The following is a 21,380-nucleotide window of genomic DNA, read 5'->3' as shown; positions in this document are numbered from 1 at the left end:
GGCGCGGACTCTAGCCGAGAGCCCGCGGGCGCGACGACGACGCCCTGGCTTGATGTGGCGGCCAGGGCGCCGGGGCCCGCTTCAGTTACACGAGAACGTGTACGAAGCCGGCGTGCTCCAGGTGCCGTCCGCGTTGATGTTGCGCACCGTGTAGCCGCTGAACGGGTACGTCGTCGTCCAACAGTCGCGAGCGCGCACGTCGTTGCGGACGGCGGCGGACAAGTCCCAATTGCCCCGGCGGCGCAGCTTCTCGTACGCGGCGATGCGGTCGATGGCGTCCACCCAGGTGGAGTCCGCGGCCAACACGTCCCGGCGCTTCTCGATGAACCTCTGGAGCCACGCCGACTCGGTGATGCCGTTGTAGCCCACCGCGGGCGCCACCTGGCCGGTGTTGCCCAGCGCGATGTTCGTGGCGCGCGTCAGGCTCTTCACGCCGGACTCGCCGTGGTTGATGAACGCGTCATACAGCGCCATCTTCGACAGGGCGGAGGTGGCGCCCCACTTGTTCGCCTCGTTCATCGCCGGCGTGTAATAGAACTGGTCGCTCACCTGGTCCTGGCACGCCTTGAAGTCCGCGCGCGTCGTCGTGTTGTTGTAGCTGGTGGCCCAATCCGCCGTCCAATTGCCAATCACATCCAGCTCCGACGTGGAGGGCTGGGATTGGCCCGTGGACAGGAAGCGGTTGTTGATGGTGGTCAGCCCCGGCATGTACTTCGCCATGATGTTGCCATTGGCCGCGCTGCGCCGGGCGTTGTAGCACTGGATGACCTGGATGGCGTCGCCGGTGCCGGTGCAGAAGCCCGCGCGGCCATTCGTGTAGCCACGCCCGTCCTGGATGTTCTCCGAGTACGCGTAGTCGAGGGTCGGCGTGTCGTTCTCCCAGATGCTGGTGAGCGCCTCCGCCACCTTCTTCTGGTTCGCCGTCAATCCCGTCACCGGTGGCTCCGTCACCCCACAGCTCGGGTCGCTGACGCTGATGTTCGTCGCGGTGAACGACGTGTTGGAGTTCGTCGAATAGTAGAAGGTGTAGGACGCGTTCACGCCCACCGTCAGGCCCGACGTGCGCGAGTAGGTGCACGTGGAGCCGCTCTGCGTGTGCGTCCAGCCCGGCTCGTCGTGGTCACACGTCACGCCGCTGGGAACGCCGAACGCAATCGTCGGGCTCGTCATCGCGCTGGTGCCCGTGTTCTTGAACACGAGGGTGCCCCACCAGTCCGCGCCCACGTAGGTGTTCGTCGTAATCGCGAACGAACACACCGCCAGCTCCCGCTCCGCGCGCCCCAGCTCCGCCGCGTCCTCGACTGCCTCCGGCGCGCATCCGGCGACCGCCACTCCCGCCCACGCCAGCATTCCCCACTTCGTCCACAATGAATCATTCCGACGGTGTCCCATCCGCGCTCTCCTTGGCTTCGGCCGGCTCCGACACGTGGAGTGGCTGAGTCCTTGGCTACCTCCGAAAGAGCGGAAAGTCAGTTAAATCCGGTTGGCAGCCTCCCTGCTTGTCTTGCGAACGACCTGGCTTCCAGGCGAGCGCGAACCGGCGTGCCTATCCTGCCCTTCAGGACACATCAGCGGGAGGAGGAGGGACGGTATGTCTTTGGAAACGATTCTAGTGTGGGCGGTCATCGGCCTCATCGCCGGGTGGCTGGCGTCGGCCGTCGTCGGTGGGGGTTACGGCGTCATCGGCGACATCGTGGTGGGTGTGGTGGGCGCGTTCCTGGGTGGCTTCATCTTCCGCGCGCTGGGTGCGGGGACGCCCTTCGGCGGAATCGCGGGGACCATCTTCGTGGCCTTCATCGGAGCCGTCGTCCTGCTGCTCATCTTGAGAGCCATTCGTTCGAGCACCGTCCGCAGAACATGAGTGGGCGGCGTCAGGTGCCGCGCCAGCCCTCCAGGGCGGTGAAGACGGCGGCGAGCATCATGAGGCCACCCACGGTTTGAGCGACTCGCGCGCTGGCGGAGGGACGTGACTCCAGCCAGCCGCGAGCGCGGTCCGCGACGAGGGCGATGGCGCCATACACCGCGGCTTGCGTGAGCGCGATGATGGCGCCGAGCACCAAGGCCTGGAGCCAGAGCGGCCCATACTCCGGCCGGAGGTACCGCGGAAAGACGGCGAGCATGAAGACGTACGCCTTCGGGTTGAGCAGGTTGGTGAGGGCTCCCTGACGGAACGTCGCCAGCGCCGAGCGCTGTCCTGACTGTGAGGACGCGGAGAACGCGCCCGGGCTGCGCACGAGCGACAGGCCCATCCAGGCCACGTACAGCGCGCCCACCCACAGGAGGACATTGAACGCGGCGGGCATGACGGTGAGCAGCACGGCCACCCCGGTCGCGCCGACGAGCACGTGGCACGCGGCCCCCGCGATGATGCCGCCCACGGCGGACAGCCCCGCGCGACGGCCTCCCACGAGCGAGCTGGCCAGGACGAACGCCATGTCCAGCCCCGGGAGGATGACGATGCCGAACACCAACACGAAGAACAGCCACAGGTGCGAGGTCTGCGTCATGGGATTCCGTGAGCCTTTCCGTCAGTCAGGGCCAGCGCGCCCGAGTCGGAGCGAGGCCATGAACGGCACCGTACGGGCCATGTAGGGCGGAATCGGTCCTGATTCGGAACGAGGGGGCTGTCGGCCGCGAGGCGAGCCCAGGCTGCCTTCACGAGGGGGGGGATTCGAGCGGAGCGCACCGGACTTCGGGCGGCGCGGGCGTTAGGTTCGCGGGCCATGTCCCGTCCCACCACGCGCGTGCTCACCGTGCTCGAGTTGTTGCAGACGCATGGGCGGATGAGCGGCTCGGAGCTGGCGCGGCGGCTGGAGGTGGACCGGCGCACGGTGCGTCGCTACATCCTGAAGCTGGAGGAGCTGGGCATCCCCATTACCGCCGAGCGCGGGCGGGACGGGGCATACATGCTGGTGGCGGGTTTCAAGCTGCCGCCCATGATGTTCACCGACGACGAAGTCCTCGCGCTGTCCGTGGGGCTCCTGGCCGCGCGAGGGATGGGGCTTTCGGAGGCGGCGCCCGCGGTGGCCAGCGCCCAGGCGAAGCTGGAGCGGGTGATGCCCGCGACGCTCAAGCGGCGGGTGCGGGCGGTGGACGAGTCGGTGACGCTCGACATCTCCGGTGCGCGGACGACGCTGGACAACACCGCGCTGGTCGCGCTCAGCGGCGCGGCGCAGCTCCGCAAGCGGGTGCGCCTGGCCTACCGCGCGGCGCGAGACGTGGACACCGAGCGCGAGTTCGACACCTATGGCCTCGTCTGGCGCGGCGGGCACTGGTACGCCGTGGGCGTGTGTCATCTGCGTCAGGGGTTGCGCACGTTCCGGTTGGACCGCGTGCGCGCCGTGCAGTCGCTCGACACGTACTTCGAGCGGCCGGAGGGCTTCGACGCGCTGGCGCACGTGACGCTCTCGGTGGCCAGCCTGCCACGCGCGCACGCCGTGGAGGTGCTGCTGGACACGGACCTGGCGACCGCGCGGCGCGCCATCTTCGCCACGCTCGGCGTGCTGGAGCCGGTGGAGGGCGGAGGCGTGCGGCTCCTGGGGCAGACGGATGACCTGGACTGGTTCGCTCGCGAGCTGTCGCGGCTGCCCTTTGCTTTTCGCGTCCAGCGGCCCGAGGAGATGCGCGCCGCGCTGGAGGCTCGCGCGCGCACGCTCCTGGCAATGGCCCAGGGACGGACAGGGGACTGACTCGCGTCCCCGCGTCCCCGGGAAGTGTCAGCGCTCGTCCGCGCGCTGACGTCGACGGAACTCGGCCACCTTCGCCTTGTTTCCGCAGCCCGACATGGAGCACCAGCGCCGCTGACCGGAGCGCGAGGTGTCGACGAAGAGCACCGCACAGCCGTCCTGCGAGCAGTTGCGGATGCGCTCCGCGAAGGGCCCACCCAAGAGCTCCGCGGCGTCGCGCGCCACCGCCGCGAGCTGTCCCCTCACGCCCGCGCCCGCCCACAAGAGCCCGCGAGGCCCCAACTGCGGCGCCGGAGGCGGCTCGGCGGCCCAGCGGTTGAGGATGGCGCGGTCCCTCGCGGAGAAGCTCTCGCCTCGCGTTCGCGCCAGGGCGAGCCGGTAGATGGCCTCGCGCAGCTCGCGCGCCTGGGTCAGCTCCTCCGGCGTGGACTCCTGTGTCTGCGTGGACAGCCCCGATGCCAGCATCCACCGTCCCAGGTCCGCGGGCGTCTGGAGCAACTCCTGCGGCGCATCCTTGAGCCGCCCGGCCACGGTGGCCGACAAGTCCAACGACAGCCGCCCCGAGCGGAACTTGAATCCACCCCTCAGCTCTCCCTTTGGAACAACGGGAAGCGCGGGAGCGGGGCGATGCCTGGCGGCCATGGGGACCTCGGTGAAGTTCGAAACCACCTTGACGGTACCTGGAACGGGCGCGGAAGCACGCTCGAAGTGGGTGACGTGACGATGGAGGTTTCGGCGCCTCGCCGAGCAGGTTCACGCCGCGTCCGACGCGCTTTCAGCGGTTCCACAGGAAGTCGATGAGCACGGCGTAGTGCGTGCTGGCTCCGGCGATGACGAGCAGGTGGAACACCTCGTGATAGCCGAAGACGGAGGGGTGGGGGTCCGGCCACTTGCGCGCGTAGACGACCGCGCCCACGGCGTAGAGGGCGCCGCCGAAGACGAGCCACGAGGCGCGCTCGGCGCCCATCACGCCAGGCAGGCGCAGCATCACCGGGGCCGCCATGGTGCCGAGGACGGTGTAGAGCACCGAGCGAAGCCCGCGCGGTCCGGAGATGCCGAACAGCGACAGTCCCGCGCCGGTGAGCGCGCAGGCCCACATCACCCAGAGCAGGTACTCCGTCCAGGCCCCGGGCGCGTCGAGCGTGGCCAGCGGCGTGAAGGTCCCCGCGATGAGCAGGTAGATGGCCGCGTGGTCCATCCGACGCAGGCGCTGGTACGCGACGGGGCTCCAGGTCGGCAGGTGATAGGTCGCGCTGGTGCCGAACATCAGCACCAGGGAGAGGCCGAAGACCCAGTCGGCGAGCTGCTGGGTGCCCTGGGCCGGGGCGATGGCGAGCAAGAAGCAGCCGCACAGCGCGGCCAGGAACGCCAGGGCGTGGGACACGCCTCGCAGCCGGGGCTTCACGTCCGCCAGGAGGGAGCGGGTCTCGGGTGGGTCGATGGACGCCATGTCCTCGTCCTAGTCACGGCAGGTCATCGCCGCGTCAGCGCGCACCGCGTCACGTCCGCCCGTGGACGAGGCCTCCGCCTCAAGCGTCGACTGCTCCGCAATCGTGTGACAGCGGGTGCCCGTGAGCGGACAGGTCCGCTCCGGCTGGGACGTGCGCCGTCGTTCCGGTGTTGGCGTCACGAGCAGGTGGCGCGGCACCGGGGCTCGAACGCGCGTGGGCTCGGCCCGTGTCGTGGCTCCGGAGTTGATATGGAATTGGAGGACGCGAGGGTTCGGTCGGTGGCCAGGATGTATGTCTTTTGATGAGGAATCGCCGGGCGCCGCCGAGACCCGCGGTCGGTCAGGCTGAACTCGCGCCCCTTCGACGAGGAAGGGGCGCGAGGAGGCGGGAATCAGGACAGGCGGCGCAGGGGCAGCAGCGCCCGCAGGCGCGCGTCCCGCAGGAACAGGGCTCCCCAGGCGACGACGCCCAGGATGACGGGCGCGATGAACGGGTCCGAGACGCGCACGTGCGTCGCCGTGGCTCCGCCCAGGTAGCCGGTGACGAGGATGGCGCCGAGCACCGCCGTCTGGGGCACCGCGTAGAGCAGCGCGCAGAGGATTTCGACCACGCCGATGGTGAAGATGACCGACGCGGGGTAGCCGAAGCGCTCGAAGCCCTGGATGACCTCGGGCGACTGGCCCAGCTTGGACACGGCGCTGAAGGCGAGCGCCGCGACGACGAGGCCGGAGAGAACGCGGCCCAGCCAGACGGACCAGTGCGTGGAGGTGGGGGTGGACACGGCGGCGGGGGTGGTGGTCGTCATGGGGGATGGCCCTGAAAGGGGAGTGGGTTCCGAAAGGTGCGTCGGTTACAACTCGTAACTGGTGTACCAGTAACGGTCCCCGAATTTCCTCACAAGGAGGCACATCCATGTCACCAGGGTCCCCCAAGCCCGTGGAGCCCGCCCCGAGGCCCGACCCGAGGTCGGAGCCCTGCCTGGCCGTCCGGGATGTCCTCACCCGGGTGGGCGACAAGTGGAGCGTCCAGGTGGTGGGCAACCTGGGAGACGGGCCGCTGCGCTTCAGCGACTTGAAGCGCGCCATCGAGGGCATCTCCCAACGCATGCTGACACTCACCGTGCGGGGCCTGGAGCGCGACGGGCTCATCACCCGCACCGTCCACCCCACGGTGCCGCCCCGGGTGGAGTACGCCCTGACGGAGCTTGGCCGGACGCTGCTGGAGCCCGTCCAGGTGCTGTCCCAGTGGGCCGTCCATCACCGCGAACAAATCCAGGCGTCGCGTGGCAGCTATGACGCGCGCCCGGCGCTCACGCCCTTCTCGGTGGCGCGCAAGAAGTAGCGCGTCACTCAGTCGAACATGGCCCGGAGCGCGTCGCCCAGCGTCTCCACGCCCACCACCTTCAGCTTCGTGCCCTCCAGGCGCCGGGCGCTGCCCGCTGGCATCACCACGCGCTGGAAGCCCATCTTCGCGGCCTCCACCAGCCGGGGCTCCATCTGGCCCACCGCGCGCACCTCGCCCGCCAGGCCCACTTCTCCGAGCACCAGCGTGTGCGGGTCCAACGGCCGGTTCTGGAGGCTGCTCACCAGCGCGGCGCAGACGGCCAGGTCGCACGCGGGCTCGTTGAGCTGCATGCCGCCCGCCACGTTGACGAAGAGGTCGCAGCCCACCAGCGGAATCTCCTCCTTCTTCTCCAGCACCGCGGCCAGCAGCGCCACCCGGTTGCCGTCCACGCCGATGGCGGTGCGCCGCGCGGTGCCGTAGCCCGTGGGCGCCACCAGCGCCTGCACCTCCACCAGCAGGGGCCGGGTGCCGTTGAGCGTGCTGGTGACGACGCTGCCGGACTTGCCCACGGGGCGCTCGGACAGGAAGAGGGCGGACGGGTCCGTGACTTCCACCAGCCCCGCGCCCTTCATCTCGAAGACGCCAATCTCGTTGGTGGAGCCGAAGCGGTTCTTGTGCGCGCGCAGGATTCGGAAGGGGTGGCCGCGCTCGCCCTCGAAGTAGAGGACGGTGTCCACCATGTGCTCCAGCACGCGGGGGCCGGCGATGGAGCCTTCCTTCGTCACGTGGCCCACGATGAACGTCGGCACGCCCGTGCGCTTGGCGTAGGCCATCAGCCGGCCGGCGACCTCACGCACCTGGGTGATGCTGCCCGGCGCGTTGCCCAACTCCGGCAGGTACATGGTCTGGATGGAGTCCACGACGAGCGCCTGCGGCCGGAGCGCCTCGGTGGCCGCCAGCACCCGGTCCGCGTCCGTCTCCGCGAACAGGTGGATGGAGTCTCCCTCCACGCGCAGCCGCTCCGCGCGCATCTTCGTCTGGCGCAGGCTCTCTTCACCCGACACGTAGAGCACCGGGCCATGGCGGGCCAGCCTGTCCAGCGCGGCCAAAAGCAGCGTGGACTTGCCGATGCCCGGGTCTCCGCCCAGCAGCACCAGGGAGCCGCTCACCACGCCTCCGCCCAGCACGCGGTCGAACTCGGCGATGCCGGTGCGGCGGCGCACCTCCGTCTCGCCGCTGACCTCCTTGAGCAGCACGGGCTTCGCCGCGCCACCGGAGGCGCCCCACGCCGGGCGCTTCTCGTCCTGCTGCGCTCCGGCCTCCTCGAGCAGCGAGCTCCACGCGCCGCAGTCCGGGCACTTCCCCAGCCACTTCGCCGTCTGGTACCCGCAAGCCTGGCAGGTGTAGTGCGTCTTCGCCTTCGCCATGGGTGGGGTGTGTAGCGCACTACCCTGACGTTCCGGCGGGCTGTCGAGCAAGTACGACAGGTGAGCAGGCAGGCACGGTGTCAAGCCCCGTGCCAGCGAGTTGCCCTCCAGGGAGGGGCGACCCAGTTTCATTCCCACGGGCGGCGCGGAAACGCGCTGGCTCACAACAGCCAGGTGGGCGCCACTCCGTGCGCCCCCTTCACCACTCACAGTGAGGTCGTCATGGGGATCATCGCTTTCCTGGTCATTGGCCTTCTCGCCGGTTTGATTGCTCGCGCCCTGATGCCGGGGAACCAGTCCATGGGGCTCATCGCCACCACGCTGCTGGGCATCGTCGGCTCCTTCGTGGGCGGCTTCATCGGCTCGCTCTTCAATAGCGGCGGCCGCGTCTTCGACCTGCACCCCACCGGTCTGCTGTTCTCCGTGCTGGGTGCCCTCGCCGTGTTGTTCCTGGTGGGGCTGGCCGGCCGGCGCCGCGTCCACGTCTGAGGCACCCCTTCCCGATAGGGGAGGGTTTCTGGCCGGCGCCCCGGGTCTCCCGTGGGCGCCGGTCGTTTTTCAGAGGGAGAAAGGGAAGTCGTCAACCTGTCCGCGCTGAAGCGTTGACAAGTTTCGGCGGTCCGCGCAGCTTCGCGCTCCTCACGATTTCGAGGAGCCCATGTCCGACACCGCCGCCGCCAGCGAGTCCTTTCACGGCCATGCCCACACCGCCGCGCCCGCCCCGGAAGGCGTCGCCGTGCGTCATGACTGGGAGCTGGCCGAGGTTCGCGCCATCTACTCCATGCCCCTGTTGGACCTGGTGCACCGCGCGCAGACGGTCCACCGCGCCGTGTTCACGGACAACAAGGTGCAGCTCTGCTCCCTGCTGTCCATCAAGACGGGCGGCTGCTCGGAGGACTGCGCGTACTGCCCGCAGGCGGCTCGCTACAAGACGGGCGTGAAGGCGGAGAAGCTGATGGCGCTGCCGGAAGTGCTGGCCGCCGCGAAGAAGGCGCGCTCGGCGGGAGCCACGCGCTTCTGCATGGGCGCCGCGTGGCGCGAGGTGAAGGACGGCGCGCAGTTCGACAGCGTGCTGGAGATGGTGAAGGGCGTGCGCGCCATGGGCATGGAGGCGTGCGCCACGCTGGGCATGCTCACCGACAGCCAGGCGAAGCGGCTGAAGGAGGCGGGCCTGTCCGCCTACAACCACAACCTGGACACCTCGCCCGAGCACTACGGCGACATCATCTCCACCCGGCTCTACGATGATCGCCTGCGGACGCTGGGGCGCGTTCGCGACGCGGGCATCTCCGTGTGCTGCGGCGGCATCATCGGACTGGGCGAGTCGGTGGATGATCGCTGCAACCTGCTGCGCACGCTGGCCAACCAGGACCACCACCCGGAGTCGGTGCCCGTCAACGCGCTGGTGGCCGTGGAGGGCACGCCCCTGGCGGAGCAGCCCCGCGTGGACACGGTGGACATGGTGCGCACCATCGCCACCGCCCGCATCCTGATGCCGCAGTCCATGGTGCGCCTGTCCGCGGGCCGTCAGCAGATGAACGAGGAGGCGCAGCTGATGTGCATGATGGCGGGCGCCAACTCGCTGTTCTTCGGCGAGAAGCTGCTCACCACCGGCAACCCCGAGTACACCCAGGACATGGCCCTGTTGGAGAAGGCGGGCATCCGCCCCCTGGAGCCGAGGCAAGAGGGGTAGGGCGGCGCTCCGTGAGTGACGTGAAGCAGGCGGATCCAGCTCCGGTGCTGGACGATGTGGCCTCCACCTGGGCCCGGGAGGACCTCTCGGCGCTCCAGGCGCGGGGCTTGCGCCGCTACCTGGAGCCGTTGGATTCGCCGCAGGGGCCGGTGGTGAGGGTGGGCGGCGAACTGCTCGTCAACTTCTCGTCGAACGACTACCTGGGGCTGGCGGCCTCCGCGTCCGTGAGGGCCGCCGCCATCGCCGCCGTGGAGCGCTACGGGCTGGGCACCGGGGCCAGCCGACTGGTGGTGGGTGACACGGCGGTGCATCACCGGCTGGAGGCGCGACTGGCGGCCTTCGAGCGCGCCGAGGCAGTGCTGCTCTTCAACAGCGGCTATGCGGCGAACACCGGAATCATTCCCGCGCTGGTGGGGGCGGGGGACGCGGTGTTCTCGGACGCGCTCAACCATGCCTCGCTGGTGGATGGTTGCCGGCTGTCGCGCGCTCGCGTCGTCGTCTATCCGCACGCGGACGTGGAGGCGCTGACGAAGGCGCTGGCGGAGACGCCCGCGCGGCGCAAGCTCGTCGTGACGGATACGGTGTTCTCGATGGATGGGGACGTGGCTCCGCTGCGCGAGATTGTCGAGGCGTGTCGGGCGCATGGGGCCGCGCTGATGGTGGACGAGGCGCATGCCACCGGCGTGTTGGGCGCGCGGGGCGCGGGGCTGTGTGAGGAGCTGGGTTTGGAGGACCAGGTCGACCTGCGCATGGGCACGCTCAGCAAGGCGCTGGGAGGGCAGGGCGCGTACGTGGCCACGTCGCGCGCGGTGGCGGACCTGCTCATCAGCCGGGCGCGGCCGTTCATCTATTCCACCGCGCTGCCGGCGGCGATGTGCGCGGCGGCGGAAGCGGCGGTGGAGGCCGTGGAGAAGTACCCCGCGCTGCGTGAGCGGCTGTGGCGCAACATCCGGCGCTTCTCGGACGGGCTGCGTGCCCTGGGGCTGCGCGCGGAGCCTCGCAGCGCGGTGTTCCCGGTGGTGCTCGGCGGGCCGGAGAGGGCGCTGGAGGCGGCGAGGAAGCTGCGCGAGGCGGGGGTGCTGGTGAAGGCCATCCGACCGCCCACGGTGCCCGAGGGCACGAGCCGGCTGCGCTTCTGCCTGTCGGCCGAGCACACCCTGGGCCATGTGGACCTGGCGCTGGAGTCACTGCGTCAGGTGGGAGTGCACGAGCGTGGCGAGGAGTAGGGCTCGTACTGGGACGGGCGCTCGAGTCGCCGCGCCACGTGGGGAGTGCACCAACGTGGCGAGGAGCGGGTCCTCCCGTCACGCGCACCGGTGGCCGTTGCGCCTCTCCTCCTGTCCGTCGCTGATCCAAGAACGGAGCACGTCATGTCCAAGCCGTTCCAGATTTTCGTCACCGGAACCGACACGGGCGTCGGCAAGACGCAGACGTCGCGGGCCCTGCTGTCCCTGCTCGTAGACGCGGGGCTCGCTCCCGAGGGCTTCAAGCCCTACGAGAGCGGCTGTACTTCCCTGAAGGCCCCCTCCGACGCGCTCACCCTGCGCGAGGCCGCGCGGAGCACGCTGCCCCTGGACGTCCTCTGTCCGCACCGCTTCCGCGCGCCCGTGGCGCCGGGCGTGGCCGCCGCGCGCCTGGGCCGGGAGCCGGACTGGAACGTCACCCTGGCCGCCTGGGCGCGCCTGAAGCACGGGCCCGCGGTGGTGGAGGGCGCGGGTGGCCTCTTCGTCCCGCTCGACTCCCGTCACGACGTCATCGACCTCATCCAGGCGCTGCGCCTGCCCGTGCTGCTGGTGGCACGCGCCGGGTTGGGCACGCTCAACCACACCGCGCTGTCGCTCCAGGCGCTCGCGGCCCGCCGCATCCCCGTGCGCGCGGTGCTGCTGTCTCGCTCTTCCCAGGAGCGGGACGCTTCCGAGCGCGACAACCGCGCGCTGCTGGAGGCGCGGCACTCGGTTCCGGTGCTCGGGCCGGTGCCCTTCGAGGCCGACGCACGGCGCCGACACGCCGCGTTCCGCCGCGCCCTGCGCCCTCTGGCGCCGTGAGCGCGGAGGCCGAGAATTCGGCCTCCCGCGCGTTCCGCTTTCCCCGCGAGTGCTACAGGTCGCGCAAGTTTTCGGGTGACGCGGCAGTGAATTGGACGCGCCGTTTTTTCCGCGCGAGAACGCCTTCACGAATGGCGGACATCATCGACCTCACGTTCCTCGCGGACGTCCGACGCTTCTTCCACAAGCTCCTCGACCAGAGAGGGTTGTCCTACTTCCTCCAGAAGGACGGGGCCCGGCTGTTCCACATCGAGCCTACGAAGGTAGAGCTCGTCCTCCGCACCGCCCTGCGAGCCAGGGACCCGGAGCTTCCCCGGCCTCATGACAAGGCCATCGAGCATTGCCGGAAGGAAGTGCGCCGCGAGCTCATCCGCCGCGTCGCCAACGCCATGCTCCAGACGGGGCTGTGAGCCGCTTCTCCTTCCGCACCGACTTCTCCCGCACCCCCAATCCCCTGGCGGAGGCGCTCGCTCGACACCGCGGCCTCCCTCCGCTGGACCTCACCGTCTCCAACCCCACCCGCGTGGGGCTCCCGGCGCCCGACGCCGGACTGCTCCACCCTCCCGGCGCGCTGGACTACGCGCCGGAAGCACTCGGCCTCCCCTCGGCTCGCGAGGCGGTGGCCGCCTGGCTCTCCTCCCGGGGGCCTGTCATCTCCCCGGGGCACCTGGTGCTGTCCGCCAGCACCAGTGAGTCGTACGGCTGGCTCTTCAAACTGCTGTGCGAGCCCGGTGACGACGTCCTCGTCCCGGCCCCCTGCTACCCCCTCTTCGAGCACCTGGCGCGCCTGGAGGGCGTCGGCACGCGTCCGTACCGCCTGCCGCTGGCGCATGGCTTCGGCCTGGACGCTGGCGCCGTGGAGGCCGCGCTCGGTCCGCGCACCCGCGCCGTGCTCGTCGTCAACCCCGGCAACCCCACCGGCCACTTCCTGCGCGAAGGGGAGCTGGCCGCGCTCGCGGACGTCTGCGCGCGCCACGGTCTGGCGCTCCTCTGCGACGAGGTGTTCTCCGACTACGGCTGGGACGCGGAGCCCCACCGCGTGGCCACCGTCGCGGGGCGCGAGCTGCCCATGCTCACCTTCAGCCTCTCCGGCCTCTCCAAGGTCGCGGGCCTGCCCGGCCTGAAGCTGGGCTGGACTCACGTGGGAGGCCCCGCCGCCGAGCGGGACGAGGCCCTGGCGCGCCTGGAGTGGGTGGCGGACACGTACCTGTCCGTGGGCACGCCCGTGCAACTCGCCCTGCCCGCGCTGCTCGCGCACGCCCCCCGCTTCCAGGAGGCGCTGCTGGAGCGCGTGAGGGACAACCGCCACCGCCTCGTCTCCGCGCGTCCTCCGGGCGCACCGTGGGACATCGTCCCGGCGCACGGCGGGTGGAGCGCGGTGCTGCGGATTCCGAGGGCGCCGGGCGAGGAGGCGACGTGCCTTTCGCTCCTGGACGCGGGCGTGCTCGCGCAGCCCGGCTACTTCTACGACTTCGACTCGGGGGCGTTCCTGGTGCTGTCCCTGCTGACGCCGCCCGAGGTGTTCTCCGCCGCCCTGGCCCCGCTCACGCGGGTGCTGGGGGCGGCGGAGTAGCGCTCGCCCGAGGCTCAGGTCTCCGTCGGGGTGATGAGCTGCACCGTCTGGAAGGTGCCACCCTCGATGCGGAACAGCTCGTACTCGGATGGGGCCTCGCCGGTGGCGTCGAAGTCCAGCATGCCGCTGGCGCCCTGCACGTTGATGACCTTGCCGGTGCTGACCTCGTTGCGCGCGTCGGTGAAGCGGCTGAAGCCCAGGGGGTAGGTGGTGGCCGGGGTGCCCACGGGCGGCGTCAGCTTCGACAGGCCCACGGCGATGCGGTCTCCGGTGATGGGCTGCGGGTTGTTGACGTCCGCCCCCGCGGCGTAGGCCGCGCCCAGCGCCACCAGGTACATGGCGTCGTAGGCGTGCGCGGTGAAGGAGAACTGGCCCGGGTCGGTGTTGTTGTTGGCCGCGCGGAAGCGCTCCTTGAAGGTGTTGTACACGGTGTCGCCCGGACGGGCCTGCGCGGGAGAGGTGCCGTAGGCCCCTTCAATCTGGGTGCGCGCCGCGCCCAGCGCCGTGAAGAGGCCCGAGTCCTTGCTGGCATCCGTGAAGAAGTAGACCTGCCCCGTGCGGCCCCGCGAGACGGCCTGGCTGATGATTTTCGCGTTGTCCTCGGAGAAGCCCGCCATCACCGCCACGTCGGGCTTTGCGTCGACGAGGCGGGTCACCGCGGTGCTCACGTCCCCGTTGCGCTGGTACGGCGCGGAGGTCGTCACCCGGCTGGAGCCCAGCCGGGTGAGAATCGTGTCGAACAGGCCCTGGCCATAGGCGTCGTCCACGTAGACCAGGCTCACGGAGCTCACGGCGGCGAAGGGCCGGCTCTCGTCGGCCAGCGGCATGGCGTTGCGCACCAGGTCGGCGATGATGCGGCCCTGGAGCCGGTCCGAGGGCGCCGTGCGCCACACCAGGCCCACGTCGCCGGACGCCGTCGTCTTGTCGCTCAGGTTGGCGATGTCCGCGCTGGTGGAGGTGTGCGTCATCAGCAGCACGTTGTTGGCGATGGTGACGCTGCTGACGGCGATGGTCTGCGCGCTGCCGGAGGTGAAGATGACCGGCACGCCCTTCTCCGTCACCAGCCACTCCGCCTGCGTCTTGGCCCGCGCCGGGTCGGAGCGGGTGTCGCAGATGAGGAGGTTGAAGCTCCGGCCGCCAATGCCCTCGCGCTGGTTGATCTCCGTGATGGCCAGCTTGATGGCGTTGAGCGCCTGGACCTCCGACTCGTCCGGGCCGCCGGAGTTCGTCAGGGGCAGCGCCGCGCCCAGCAGGATGGGCCGTCCGGTGGTGGGGCCCACCACCTCGCCGCAGCCCTCCGGCTGGGGCAGGCAGAAGCCGGACGCCGAGCAGACCTGATTGGTGTCGCAGTCCGCGCTCGACTCACACTCGGTGAGGCCGCTCGCGGTGGTGAAGCTGCAGCCGGCCAGGAGCGCCGCGCAGCACGTCATGAGTCCCAGGGTCTTCATCAGAAGCTGACCTCCAGGCCCGCGCCGGTACCGCGAGGCGCCAGCGTCAGCCGGACCTCGCCCTCCACGGGGGGGCCGTCTTTCGGATACAGGATGATGGCGGTGATGGCGCCGGCCAGGCCCACGCCGAAGCCGATGTCAGCGAGCAGCGCCTTGCTCTTGGTGCTGTCCGCGAAGGTCTGCTTGGTGTCTTCCGTGCGCGCCGCGTCGAACTTCTCGCGCTCGCTGGACGCCTGCATGCCGAAGAGCACGCCCGCGCCCACGCCCAGCACGGCCACGCCGCCCACGGCGAACGCGGCGATCTTCTGCCGCTGGTAGGACTTCATCGCGCGAGCGAACTCGGCCTGCCGCTGCCGCTCGTTCTCCTCCTCCGCGCGCTTCGTCGCCAGCTGCTCCTCGTCCGCGCGGCGCCGGGCCGCGTCGGCCTCCTCCTGGAGCTTCTGGCGCTCGGCGTCGGCGGACGCCTGGGCCTGGTTCTCCTTGTCGAGCAGCATCCGCAGCTTGTCGATGCTGCGCGCGCTGCGCTTGAGCAGCGCCGGGTCCGTGCCCTCGGTGTTGCCGACGTACTGCTGGTACCAGGAGAGGGCCTCCTTCAAGTCGCCCGCGTTCTCCAGCGCCACGGCGATGTTGAAGATGAGGCGCGGGTTGGGCTGGGCCTCGTGGGCCTTCTTCAGCACCTCCGCCGCTTCGGCGTACTTGCCTGCCTGGTAGAGCCGCTCGCCGTCCTTGATGAGGGCCGCTGGATTCTTGGCGCCGCGCTGGGCGAGCGCCACCGGGGGCGACAGCACGAGTGCCGCCGACAAAACGAAGACCAGTCTCATGATGGACACAAGCCTATCGCGGAGCCGGCCTTCGGTCGAAGAGGGGGACCTCACTCTTCGTGAAACGAGCCGGGGCCGCTCCTACCCAGCGAATGGGTCAGGAAGCGGCCCCGACAGGTGCTTCAGGGCGCTACAGGCAGGCGACTAGTTCTCCAGCCGCGAAATCAGCAGCTTGCGCTGGAGCGTCAGGGCCTCGGGAGCCTTGGTGCCCAGCTGCTCGAAGAAGACCTCCTGGCTCTTCAGCTCGGTCTTCCACTCGTCCTCCTTGATGGAGGTGGCCTCCGCGATGACGTCCGCGGGCACGTCCAGGCCCTTGAGGTTGAGGCCCTCGTCGGCGCGCGGCACCCAGCCCAGCAGCGTCTCCTTCGTGGGGACGCGGCCGTGCACGCGGTTCACCACCCACTCCAGCACGCGCATGTTGTCGCCGAAGCCCGGCCACAGGAACTTGCCGTTCTTGTCCTGCCGGAACCAGTTCACCTGGAAGATCTTCGGGAGCTGGGGAATGGTCTTCTGCATGTCCAGCCAGTGCTGGAGGTAGTCGCCCATGTGGTAGCCGCAGAAGGGCAGCATGGCCATCGGGTCGCGGCGCACCACGCCGACCTTGCCGGTGGCCGCGGCCGTCGTCTCGCTGCCCATCGTCGCGCCCAGGAACACGCCGTGGGTCCAGTTGAAGGCCTGGATGACGAGCGGAACCGTGGTGGAGCGACGGCCGCCGAAGATGAGGGCGGAGATGGGCACGCCCGTCGGGTCATTGGCCTTGGGGCTCAGCGCCGGGTTGTTGGACATGGGCGCGGTGAAGCGGCTGTTGGGGTGCGCCGCCTTCTCGGGGCTGCCCTTCTTCCAGGGGCGGCCCTGCCAGTCGGTGAGCTCCTCCGGAACCTCGCCGTCCTTGCCCTCCCACCACACGTCGCCGTCGGCCGTCATGGCCACGTTCGTGAAGAGGGTGTCCTTGGAGATGGTCTCCATGGCGTTGGGGTTCGTCTTGTAGTTGGTGCCGGGGACGACGCCGAAGTAGCCGGCCTCCGGGTTGATGGCGTACAGGCGGCCATCCGGGCCCGGGCGCATCCAGGCGATGTCGTCGCCAACGGTCTCCACCTTCCAGCCCTTGTACTCGGCGGGCGGAATCATCATCGCGAAGTTCGTCTTGCCGCAGGCGGACGGGAAGGCGGCGGCGACGTAGGTCGTCTCGCCCTTGGGGCTCGTCACGCCGAGGATGAGCATGTGCTCGGCGAGCCAGCCCTCTTCACGGCCCAGGTAGCTGCCGATGCGCAGCGCGAGGCATTTCTTGCCCAGCAGCACGTTGCCGCCATATCCCGAGCCGAAGCTCCAGATGGTGTTGTCCTGGGGGAAGTGGCAGATGTAGCGGCGGTCCGGATTCACGTCGCCGGTGCTGTGCAGGCCGCGGTTGAAGTCGTCGCTGTCGCCCAGCATGTCCAGCGCCTGCTTCCCCATGCGCGCCATGATGCGCATGTTGAGCACCACGTAGACGCTGTCGGTCAGCTCCACGCCGATCTTCGTGAAGGGGCTGCCGATGGGGCCCATGGCGTAGGGCACCACGTACATGGTGCGGCCCTTCATGCTGCCGGCGAAGTGCTGCTCCAGCTTGGTGTACGCCTCTTCCGGCTCCATCCAGTTGTTGGTGGGGCCCGCGTCCGTCTTGTTGGGCGTACAGATGAACGTGAGGTGCTCCACGCGCGCCACGTCGTTCGGGTTGGAGCGGTGCAGATAGCAGCCCGGCCGCTTCTCCTGGTTCAGCGGGATGAGGATGCCCTCCGCCACCGCCTGGTCCGTGAAGCGCTTCTTCTCCTCCTCGGAGCCGTCGCACCAGACGATGTTGTCCGGCTGGGTCATCTTGGCCATCTCGGCCACCCAGGCCAGCAGCGTGGGGTTCTTCGTGGGGGCCACTGAGGCCGCCGCCGCCACTTGCGTTGAAGCCATGGAAGTTTCCTTGTGTTGTCTCAAGAGAGGGGACTCCCGATCCGGGTGAAAAAGGGCGAGGACCCTACCAGCGGGAGAGACGACAAAACTTCTGGAAGGGGCGCCCAAAAGCAACTGGCGTCCGGCAGTCAACCGCCCCTCCAGGCAGGGCTCTCCTAATTCCACTTATCAGCGCCCGGGCATCTAGTAGTTGACGGCGCGGTGCGGCAGGGACTCACTTCTCGCACCCGGAGGGTACAGGTTGGGACCCCTCCGGGTTTTATGACCATCGCCATCGTGCTGGGCATCGTCGTCGTCGCGCTGGTGTTGTTCACCCTGGACACCATTCCCATCGAGGTCAGCTCGCTGGGGGTGGTGTGCCTGTTGGCGCTGACCGGCGTGTTGACGCCCGCGCAGGCGTTCGAGGGCTTCAGCAACGACACGGTCATCTTCATCTTCACCCTGCTGGCGATGACGCAGGGGCTGGCCTCCACGGGCGTGGTGCAGCTCGTCGGGCAGCGGCTGGCCTTCTTCGCGCGCTTCGGCCACCAGACCTTCGTCATGGCGATGATGGTGGTGGTGGCGGTGTTCTCGTCCGTCATCTCCAACACGGTGACGACGGCGGCGTTCCTGCCGGTGGCGATTGGCGCGGCGAACCGGGCCAAGGTGCCCAAGAGCAAGGTGCTGCTGCCGCTGGCGTATGCGTCGATGCTGGGCGGCATGGTGTTCCTGTTCGGCACGTCCACCAACCTCGTGATGTCCGCGGCGCTGGAACGCATGGGGATGCGGGGCATCGGCGTGGCGGAGCTGGCGCCCGTGGGCCTGCCGGTGGCCATCCTCGGCATCTTCGTCGTGGTGCTGCTGGGGCCGCTCCTGTTGCCCTCGCGCGAGGGCAAGGGCGGTGAGGAGGAGTGGACGCTGCGCGACTACCTCACGGAGGCGGTGCTGACGGAGGACTCGCGCTACATCGACAAGCCGCTGGCGGAAATCACCGAGGGCCTGGGCCTGCGCGTCATCGGCATCGTCCGCGACGGGCGCGCGGTGTCGGCCGTGCCCACGGAGGTGTTGCGCGGGGACGAGCGGCTCCTGGTGGAGGGCACGCGCGAGGACATCCTCCGGGTGAAGGATCTGCGGGGCATCGAGATTCGCCCGGACCTGCGGCTGGCGGACGAGGAGCAACTCGACAAGGACACCGCGCTGGTGGAGGCCTCGGTGCCGTCGGGCAGCCCGCTGGTGGGCCGGAGCCTGAAGGAGGCGCTCTTCGTGGAGCGCTTCGGGCTGGTGTCGCTGGCGCTGCACCGCCACCCCAGCATCCAGCGCGTCACCAAGCTCCAGTTGCTGGGCCGCATCTTCGGCGAGCGGCGCATGTCGCTGTTGCCGCTCGCGGTGGGAGACGTGCTGCTCTTGCGCGGACCTCGGGCGAAGGTCGCGGAGCTGGCGGACGGCGGCGCCCTGGTGGTGCTGAGCGGCCACGACTACCAGCCGCCGCGCTACGGCAAGGCGCTGCTGGCGGTGACGCTGTTCCTGGGGGCGCTGGCGGCGGGCTCGCTGGATATCGTGCCGCTGTCGGTGGCGGGGCTCACCGGCATGCTGGCGATGATTGCGACGGGCTGCGTGGACGCGCGCAAGGCCTTCCGGGTGGACTGGCGCGTGGTGCTGCTCATCGGGTCGATGATGGCGCTGGGGCTGGCCATGGAGGTGAGCGGCGCGGGGAGGTTCCTGGGCCAGCGGGTGGCGGAGCTGGGCGACTACGGCGGGCCGCGCACGGTGCTGGTGGCGCTGATGCTGCTCACCATCATCCTGTCCGCGCCGATGTCGAATCAGGCCGCCGCGCTGGTGGTGCTGCCGGTGGCCCTCAACGCGGCAACGCAACTGGGCGTGGACATGCGGCCGTTCGCCATGGGCGTGACGCTGGCGGCGAGCTGCTCGTTCATCACCCCGCTGGAGCCCAGCTGCGTGCTCGTCTACGGGCCGGGGCACTACCGCTTCACCGACTTCTTCCGGCTGGGCACGCCGCTCACCGCGCTCCTGCTCTGCGTGCTGACGGTGGCGGTGCCGTGGGTGTGGCCGTTCGACGGGGCGAAGGCCCAGGCGTCCGTGTCAGTGGATGGCGGCGCGCAGGCCGACCTCGTCCAGCACGCGCGCCTCGTGGCCGAGCATCCACTCCAGTCGCTCGCGCACGGGGGCCTCATCGCCTCCGTTGGCGGTGACGGCCAGGCGGAAGAAGAGCGACTGGTGCCCGTCCTCGGACTGGGCCAGCTCTCCGTAGAAGCGGGCGAGCGCCGGGTCCGTGAGGCCTTCGGCGAGCAGTGACAGCCGCTCGCAGGAGCGCGCCTCGATGACGGCGGCGACGAGCAGCCGGTCCAACCTGCGCTCCAGCGCGGGCGTGCGCACCAGCTTCTGGAGGCCCTGGGCGTACGGGTCCCCCGCGTCCTTGGTGAGCGTCAGCCCGCGCGCCTCCATCAATTCGAGCACCCGGGCCAGGTGCGCGCTCTCCTCCCGCGCCAGCCGAGCCATCTGCGCCGGCAGGCCCGGCAGGTCCGGGTACGCCTGGAGCATGGAGAGGGCGTTGGCCGCGGCCTTCTTCTCGCAGTGGGCGTGGTCCACCAGCACCGCGTCGAAGTGCTCCAGCGCCAGCGGGAGCCAGCGCGGGTCCGTGGCGCGGTGGAGGATGACGGGGCCCTCTCCAGAGAGGGGACGGCGGGAAGGCGTGGGACGGCTCATGGAGGGCGCGGACCGTACCGCATCCACACCCAGGGCCGCGAGCTACTCCACCAGCACCAGGCGCCACGTGCGGCCGGCCAGGTAGCCGACCTTGCGGGCGATGCGCGCGGTGCTCTCGTCGCGCTCGTCCACGCGCATCGTCAGCCGGGGCAGCGAGGACAACAGGTGCCGGGAAATCTGCCCCAGGCACAGCGTCGCGTTCCCCTTCTTGCGCTCGGCGGGGATGGTGTAGAGGCCCTCCAGCTCCGCGCCGTACTGGGAGCGGCTGCCGATGTCGACCTTGAGCACCAGCGCGTCCTTCTCCTCCAGCACGTACGTGCGGCGCTGACGCACTCGCTGGACGACGCGTGCCTCGTAGCCGCGCGGGTCCTCCGACAGTGGGTCTCGCTCCAGGGCCTCCCGCACGTAGCCCTGGGCCAGGGGCAACAGCCGGGGCAGGTCCTCCTCGCGGGCCAGCCGGAGGAGGGGATTGGTGAAGGGCCCCAGGTCATCCGCGGAGACGGAGAACAGCCGCTGGGTGCGCGACAGGCGGGGCTTGCCGGGGGCCAGGCTGCGCAGGAGCGCGTCCACGGAGGACTTGTCGCCCACGGTGGCGCGCAGGCGCAGCGAGGAGGCGAGCGCGTCCGCGATGACGCTGGTGGCGCTGGCGTCGCTGGCGCTGGGGACGACGAGGCCTCCCTCACCGCCCACGAAGACGGCGGCGGTGAGCGCCTGGTTGTCGAAGCGGCCGTAGAAGGCGAAGGGGATGCGGCCCCGCGCGGCGATGCCGAACTCCTCCAGCAACCCCAGCAGGTAGAGGTTGTGGACCGGGTCCTTCGAAAGCAGCGCCCGCAGGGCATCCGCGTCCTGAGGGCCTAGCTGTTCGACGGAGACGGGCATTGAGGGGCGTGGGGGCCTCGGGACCTTACGCAGAACCGGGGCTCACGGGCCAGCCTCCTGGGGTACGCGGAATTCAAAGGGATACACCACCGTGGCGCTTCCGCCCCGGGAGGACGTCTGGAACCGGGCGTCCAGGAGCGAATCCAGGACGCACGCCTGCACCATGGGGTCCGGAATGGTGCTCACCAGCAGCTCCCCCCGTCTCATTTCGCCGGTGCCCCCACCCCGGGCTTCGATGAGGAAGCGAATCTTCACGCCCTGTGGGCCCCGGTTTCGCTGTGCGGCGTCCTGGAAACATTGCTGCACGAGCGGAGTGACGGCCTTGATGGCGGCCTGGAAGTCCGCGGGCGCGAGGTCCCCCTCGACGGATTCGATGATGGGCTCGGTGGTGATGACGCGGCGCAGGTCGGGCTGGTTGGGGCCGGGGAGGAC

The 21,380-nt window shown here is 70.0% G+C and carries 21 protein-coding genes and 1 pseudogene; 10 read left to right on the top strand and 12 right to left on the bottom strand.

The window, feature by feature from the left end; genetic code table 11:
- Window positions 1-81: 81 nt before the first annotated feature.
- Entirely contained in the window at window positions 82-1,392 is a 1,311-nt protein-coding gene (locus HUW62_RS27370) for a chitosanase (RefSeq protein WP_163866427.1), read from the bottom strand.
- Window positions 1,393-1,591: 199 nt separating this feature from the next.
- On the opposite strand from HUW62_RS27370, the gene HUW62_RS27365 reads away from it, so the two are divergent.
- Complete coding sequence (locus HUW62_RS27365; RefSeq protein ID WP_163866428.1) at window positions 1,592-1,861, top strand: GlsB/YeaQ/YmgE family stress response membrane protein; 270 nt, start codon at window positions 1,592-1,594, stop codon at window positions 1,859-1,861.
- Between the two features lie 10 nt (window positions 1,862-1,871).
- Here HUW62_RS27365 and HUW62_RS27360 read toward each other — a convergent pair whose 3' ends face one another.
- Window positions 1,872-2,507 (bottom strand): LysE family translocator, encoded by a 636-nt coding sequence (locus tag HUW62_RS27360; RefSeq protein WP_163866429.1) that lies wholly within the window; start codon window positions 2,505-2,507, stop codon window positions 1,872-1,874.
- Window positions 2,508-2,723: 216 nt separating this feature from the next.
- On the opposite strand from HUW62_RS27360, the gene HUW62_RS27355 reads away from it, so the two are divergent.
- Window positions 2,724-3,689, top strand: a complete 966-nt coding sequence (locus tag HUW62_RS27355; RefSeq protein WP_176436062.1) for a YafY family protein — start codon at window positions 2,724-2,726, stop codon at window positions 3,687-3,689.
- Window positions 3,690-3,716: 27 nt separating this feature from the next.
- Here the strand turns inward: HUW62_RS27355 and HUW62_RS27350 are convergent, their stop codons facing one another.
- The 3 genes from HUW62_RS27350 to HUW62_RS27340 form a co-directional block, all read right to left on the bottom strand.
- Complete coding sequence (locus HUW62_RS27350) at window positions 3,717-4,328, bottom strand: ABATE domain-containing protein (RefSeq protein ID WP_163866431.1); 612 nt, start codon at window positions 4,326-4,328, stop codon at window positions 3,717-3,719.
- A 133-nt stretch (window positions 4,329-4,461) separates the two neighbouring features.
- Entirely contained in the window at window positions 4,462-5,136 is a 675-nt protein-coding gene (locus HUW62_RS27345; RefSeq protein WP_163866432.1) for a hemolysin III family protein, read from the bottom strand.
- A 392-nt stretch (window positions 5,137-5,528) separates the two neighbouring features.
- The gene (locus tag HUW62_RS27340; RefSeq protein ID WP_163866433.1) at window positions 5,529-5,942 is read right to left on the bottom strand and encodes a DoxX family protein; all 414 of its coding nucleotides are present in this window, start codon (window positions 5,940-5,942) and stop codon (window positions 5,529-5,531) included.
- 107 nt (window positions 5,943-6,049) lie between these two features.
- Here HUW62_RS27340 and HUW62_RS27335 point away from each other — a divergent pair, with 107 nt between their 5' ends.
- Window positions 6,050-6,478: a helix-turn-helix domain-containing protein gene (locus HUW62_RS27335; RefSeq protein WP_163866434.1), complete on the top strand. Its 429-nt coding sequence runs from the start codon at window positions 6,050-6,052 to the stop codon at window positions 6,476-6,478.
- A gap of 8 nt (window positions 6,479-6,486) precedes the next feature.
- On the opposite strand, the gene radA is transcribed toward HUW62_RS27335, so the two are convergent.
- Entirely contained in the window at window positions 6,487-7,848 is a 1,362-nt protein-coding gene (gene radA / locus HUW62_RS27330; protein WP_163866435.1) for a DNA repair protein RadA, read from the bottom strand.
- Window positions 7,849-8,070: 222 nt separating this feature from the next.
- On the opposite strand from radA, the gene HUW62_RS27325 reads away from it, so the two are divergent.
- The 6 genes from HUW62_RS27325 to HUW62_RS27300 all read left to right on the top strand — a co-directional run bounded on the left by HUW62_RS27325 (window position 8,071) and on the right by HUW62_RS27300 (window position 13,159).
- Window positions 8,071-8,337 carry a GlsB/YeaQ/YmgE family stress response membrane protein gene (locus tag HUW62_RS27325; RefSeq protein ID WP_163866436.1) on the top strand — a complete coding sequence of 89 codons (267 nt, stop codon included), beginning with the start codon at window positions 8,071-8,073 and terminating at the stop codon, window positions 8,335-8,337.
- Between the two features lie 169 nt (window positions 8,338-8,506).
- Window positions 8,507-9,541 carry a biotin synthase BioB gene (gene bioB, locus HUW62_RS27320; RefSeq protein WP_176436061.1) on the top strand — a complete coding sequence of 345 codons (1,035 nt, stop codon included), beginning with the start codon at window positions 8,507-8,509 and terminating at the stop codon, window positions 9,539-9,541.
- Window positions 9,542-9,585: 44 nt separating this feature from the next.
- Window positions 9,586-10,767, top strand: coding sequence for an 8-amino-7-oxononanoate synthase (bioF, locus tag HUW62_RS27315; protein ID WP_163866573.1), 1,182 nt, complete (start codon window positions 9,586-9,588; stop codon window positions 10,765-10,767).
- 144 nt (window positions 10,768-10,911) lie between these two features.
- Window positions 10,912-11,586, top strand: a complete 675-nt coding sequence (bioD, locus tag HUW62_RS27310) for a dethiobiotin synthase (protein WP_176436060.1) — start codon at window positions 10,912-10,914, stop codon at window positions 11,584-11,586.
- 131 nt (window positions 11,587-11,717) lie between these two features.
- On the top strand, window positions 11,718-11,996 hold the full coding sequence (locus tag HUW62_RS27305) for a hypothetical protein (RefSeq protein WP_141647132.1): 279 nt from the start codon (window positions 11,718-11,720) through the stop codon (window positions 11,994-11,996).
- The gene (locus tag HUW62_RS27300; RefSeq protein ID WP_176436059.1) at window positions 11,993-13,159 is read left to right on the top strand and encodes a pyridoxal phosphate-dependent aminotransferase; all 1,167 of its coding nucleotides are present in this window, start codon (window positions 11,993-11,995) and stop codon (window positions 13,157-13,159) included. The genes HUW62_RS27305 and HUW62_RS27300 overlap by 4 nt, the downstream gene beginning before the upstream one ends.
- Before the next feature lie 14 nt (window positions 13,160-13,173).
- Here the strand turns inward: HUW62_RS27300 and HUW62_RS27295 are convergent, their stop codons facing one another.
- The 3 genes from HUW62_RS27295 to HUW62_RS27285 form a co-directional block, all read right to left on the bottom strand.
- Window positions 13,174-14,607, bottom strand: a complete 1,434-nt coding sequence (locus tag HUW62_RS27295) for an ABC transporter substrate-binding protein (RefSeq protein WP_163866440.1) — start codon at window positions 14,605-14,607, stop codon at window positions 13,174-13,176.
- Window positions 14,607-15,428, bottom strand: a complete 822-nt coding sequence (locus tag HUW62_RS27290) for a tetratricopeptide repeat protein (RefSeq protein ID WP_163866441.1) — start codon at window positions 15,426-15,428, stop codon at window positions 14,607-14,609. The genes HUW62_RS27295 and HUW62_RS27290 overlap by 1 nt, the downstream gene beginning before the upstream one ends.
- A 144-nt stretch (window positions 15,429-15,572) precedes the next feature.
- Window positions 15,573-17,351 carry a phosphoenolpyruvate carboxykinase (GTP) gene (locus HUW62_RS27285; protein WP_176436066.1) on the bottom strand — a complete coding sequence of 593 codons (1,779 nt, stop codon included), beginning with the start codon at window positions 17,349-17,351 and terminating at the stop codon, window positions 15,573-15,575.
- 276 nt (window positions 17,352-17,627) lie between these two features.
- Between HUW62_RS27285 and HUW62_RS27280 the strand changes: the two are divergent.
- Window positions 17,628-19,415, top strand: a pseudogene (locus tag HUW62_RS27280) (SLC13 family permease); the annotation flags it as partial.
- Between the two features lie 30 nt (window positions 19,416-19,445).
- Here the strand turns inward: HUW62_RS27280 and HUW62_RS48985 are convergent.
- From HUW62_RS48985 to HUW62_RS27270, 3 genes are all read right to left on the bottom strand, one after another.
- Entirely contained in the window at window positions 19,446-20,069 is a 624-nt protein-coding gene (locus HUW62_RS48985) for a tRNA-(ms[2]io[6]A)-hydroxylase (RefSeq protein ID WP_163866444.1), read from the bottom strand.
- Window positions 20,070-20,111: 42 nt separating this feature from the next.
- A complete protein-coding gene (locus HUW62_RS27275) occupies window positions 20,112-20,948 on the bottom strand; it encodes a GNAT family N-acetyltransferase (protein WP_176436058.1) in 837 nt (278 codons plus the stop codon).
- A gap of 42 nt (window positions 20,949-20,990) precedes the next feature.
- A partial coding sequence (locus tag HUW62_RS27270; protein WP_176436057.1) for an AgmX/PglI C-terminal domain-containing protein occupies window positions 20,991-21,380 on the bottom strand: 390 nt, incomplete at its 5' end.

Source organism: Myxococcus sp. AM011 (assembly GCF_013372595.1).
Lineage (GTDB): Bacteria > Myxococcota > Myxococcia > Myxococcales > Myxococcaceae > Myxococcus > Myxococcus eversor.
This window is presented reverse-complemented; position numbering and strand designations above follow the sequence as displayed.

Bases quoted from the DNA above. Each gene is read 5' to 3' on its own strand.
- HUW62_RS27305 (WP_141647132.1), top strand. From the start codon at position 11,718: ATGGCGGACATCATCGACCTCACGTTCCTCGCGGACGTCCGACGCTTC.
- HUW62_RS27345 (WP_163866432.1), bottom strand. From the start codon at position 5,136: ATGGCGTCCATCGACCCACCCGAGACCCGCTCCCTCCTGGCGGACGTG.
- bioB (WP_176436061.1), top strand. From the start codon at position 8,507: ATGTCCGACACCGCCGCCGCCAGCGAGTCCTTTCACGGCCATGCCCAC.
- radA (WP_163866435.1), bottom strand. From the start codon at position 7,848: ATGGCGAAGGCGAAGACGCACTACACCTGCCAGGCTTGCGGGTACCAG.
- HUW62_RS48985 (WP_163866444.1), bottom strand. From the start codon at position 20,069: ATGAGCCGTCCCACGCCTTCCCGCCGTCCCCTCTCTGGAGAGGGCCCC.
- bioD (WP_176436060.1), top strand. From the start codon at position 10,912: ATGTCCAAGCCGTTCCAGATTTTCGTCACCGGAACCGACACGGGCGTC.
- HUW62_RS27360 (WP_163866429.1), bottom strand. From the start codon at position 2,507: ATGACGCAGACCTCGCACCTGTGGCTGTTCTTCGTGTTGGTGTTCGGC.
- HUW62_RS27365 (WP_163866428.1), top strand. From the start codon at position 1,592: ATGTCTTTGGAAACGATTCTAGTGTGGGCGGTCATCGGCCTCATCGCC.
- HUW62_RS27340 (WP_163866433.1), bottom strand. From the start codon at position 5,942: ATGACGACCACCACCCCCGCCGCCGTGTCCACCCCCACCTCCACGCAC.
- HUW62_RS27335 (WP_163866434.1), top strand. From the start codon at position 6,050: ATGTCACCAGGGTCCCCCAAGCCCGTGGAGCCCGCCCCGAGGCCCGAC.
- HUW62_RS27355 (WP_176436062.1), top strand. From the start codon at position 2,724: ATGTCCCGTCCCACCACGCGCGTGCTCACCGTGCTCGAGTTGTTGCAG.
- HUW62_RS27350 (WP_163866431.1), bottom strand. From the start codon at position 4,328: ATGGCCGCCAGGCATCGCCCCGCTCCCGCGCTTCCCGTTGTTCCAAAG.
- HUW62_RS27295 (WP_163866440.1), bottom strand. From the start codon at position 14,607: ATGAAGACCCTGGGACTCATGACGTGCTGCGCGGCGCTCCTGGCCGGC.
- HUW62_RS27290 (WP_163866441.1), bottom strand. From the start codon at position 15,428: ATGAGACTGGTCTTCGTTTTGTCGGCGGCACTCGTGCTGTCGCCCCCG.
- HUW62_RS27325 (WP_163866436.1), top strand. From the start codon at position 8,071: ATGGGGATCATCGCTTTCCTGGTCATTGGCCTTCTCGCCGGTTTGATT.
- HUW62_RS27275 (WP_176436058.1), bottom strand. From the start codon at position 20,948: ATGCCCGTCTCCGTCGAACAGCTAGGCCCTCAGGACGCGGATGCCCTG.
- HUW62_RS27370 (WP_163866427.1), bottom strand. From the start codon at position 1,392: ATGGGACACCGTCGGAATGATTCATTGTGGACGAAGTGGGGAATGCTG.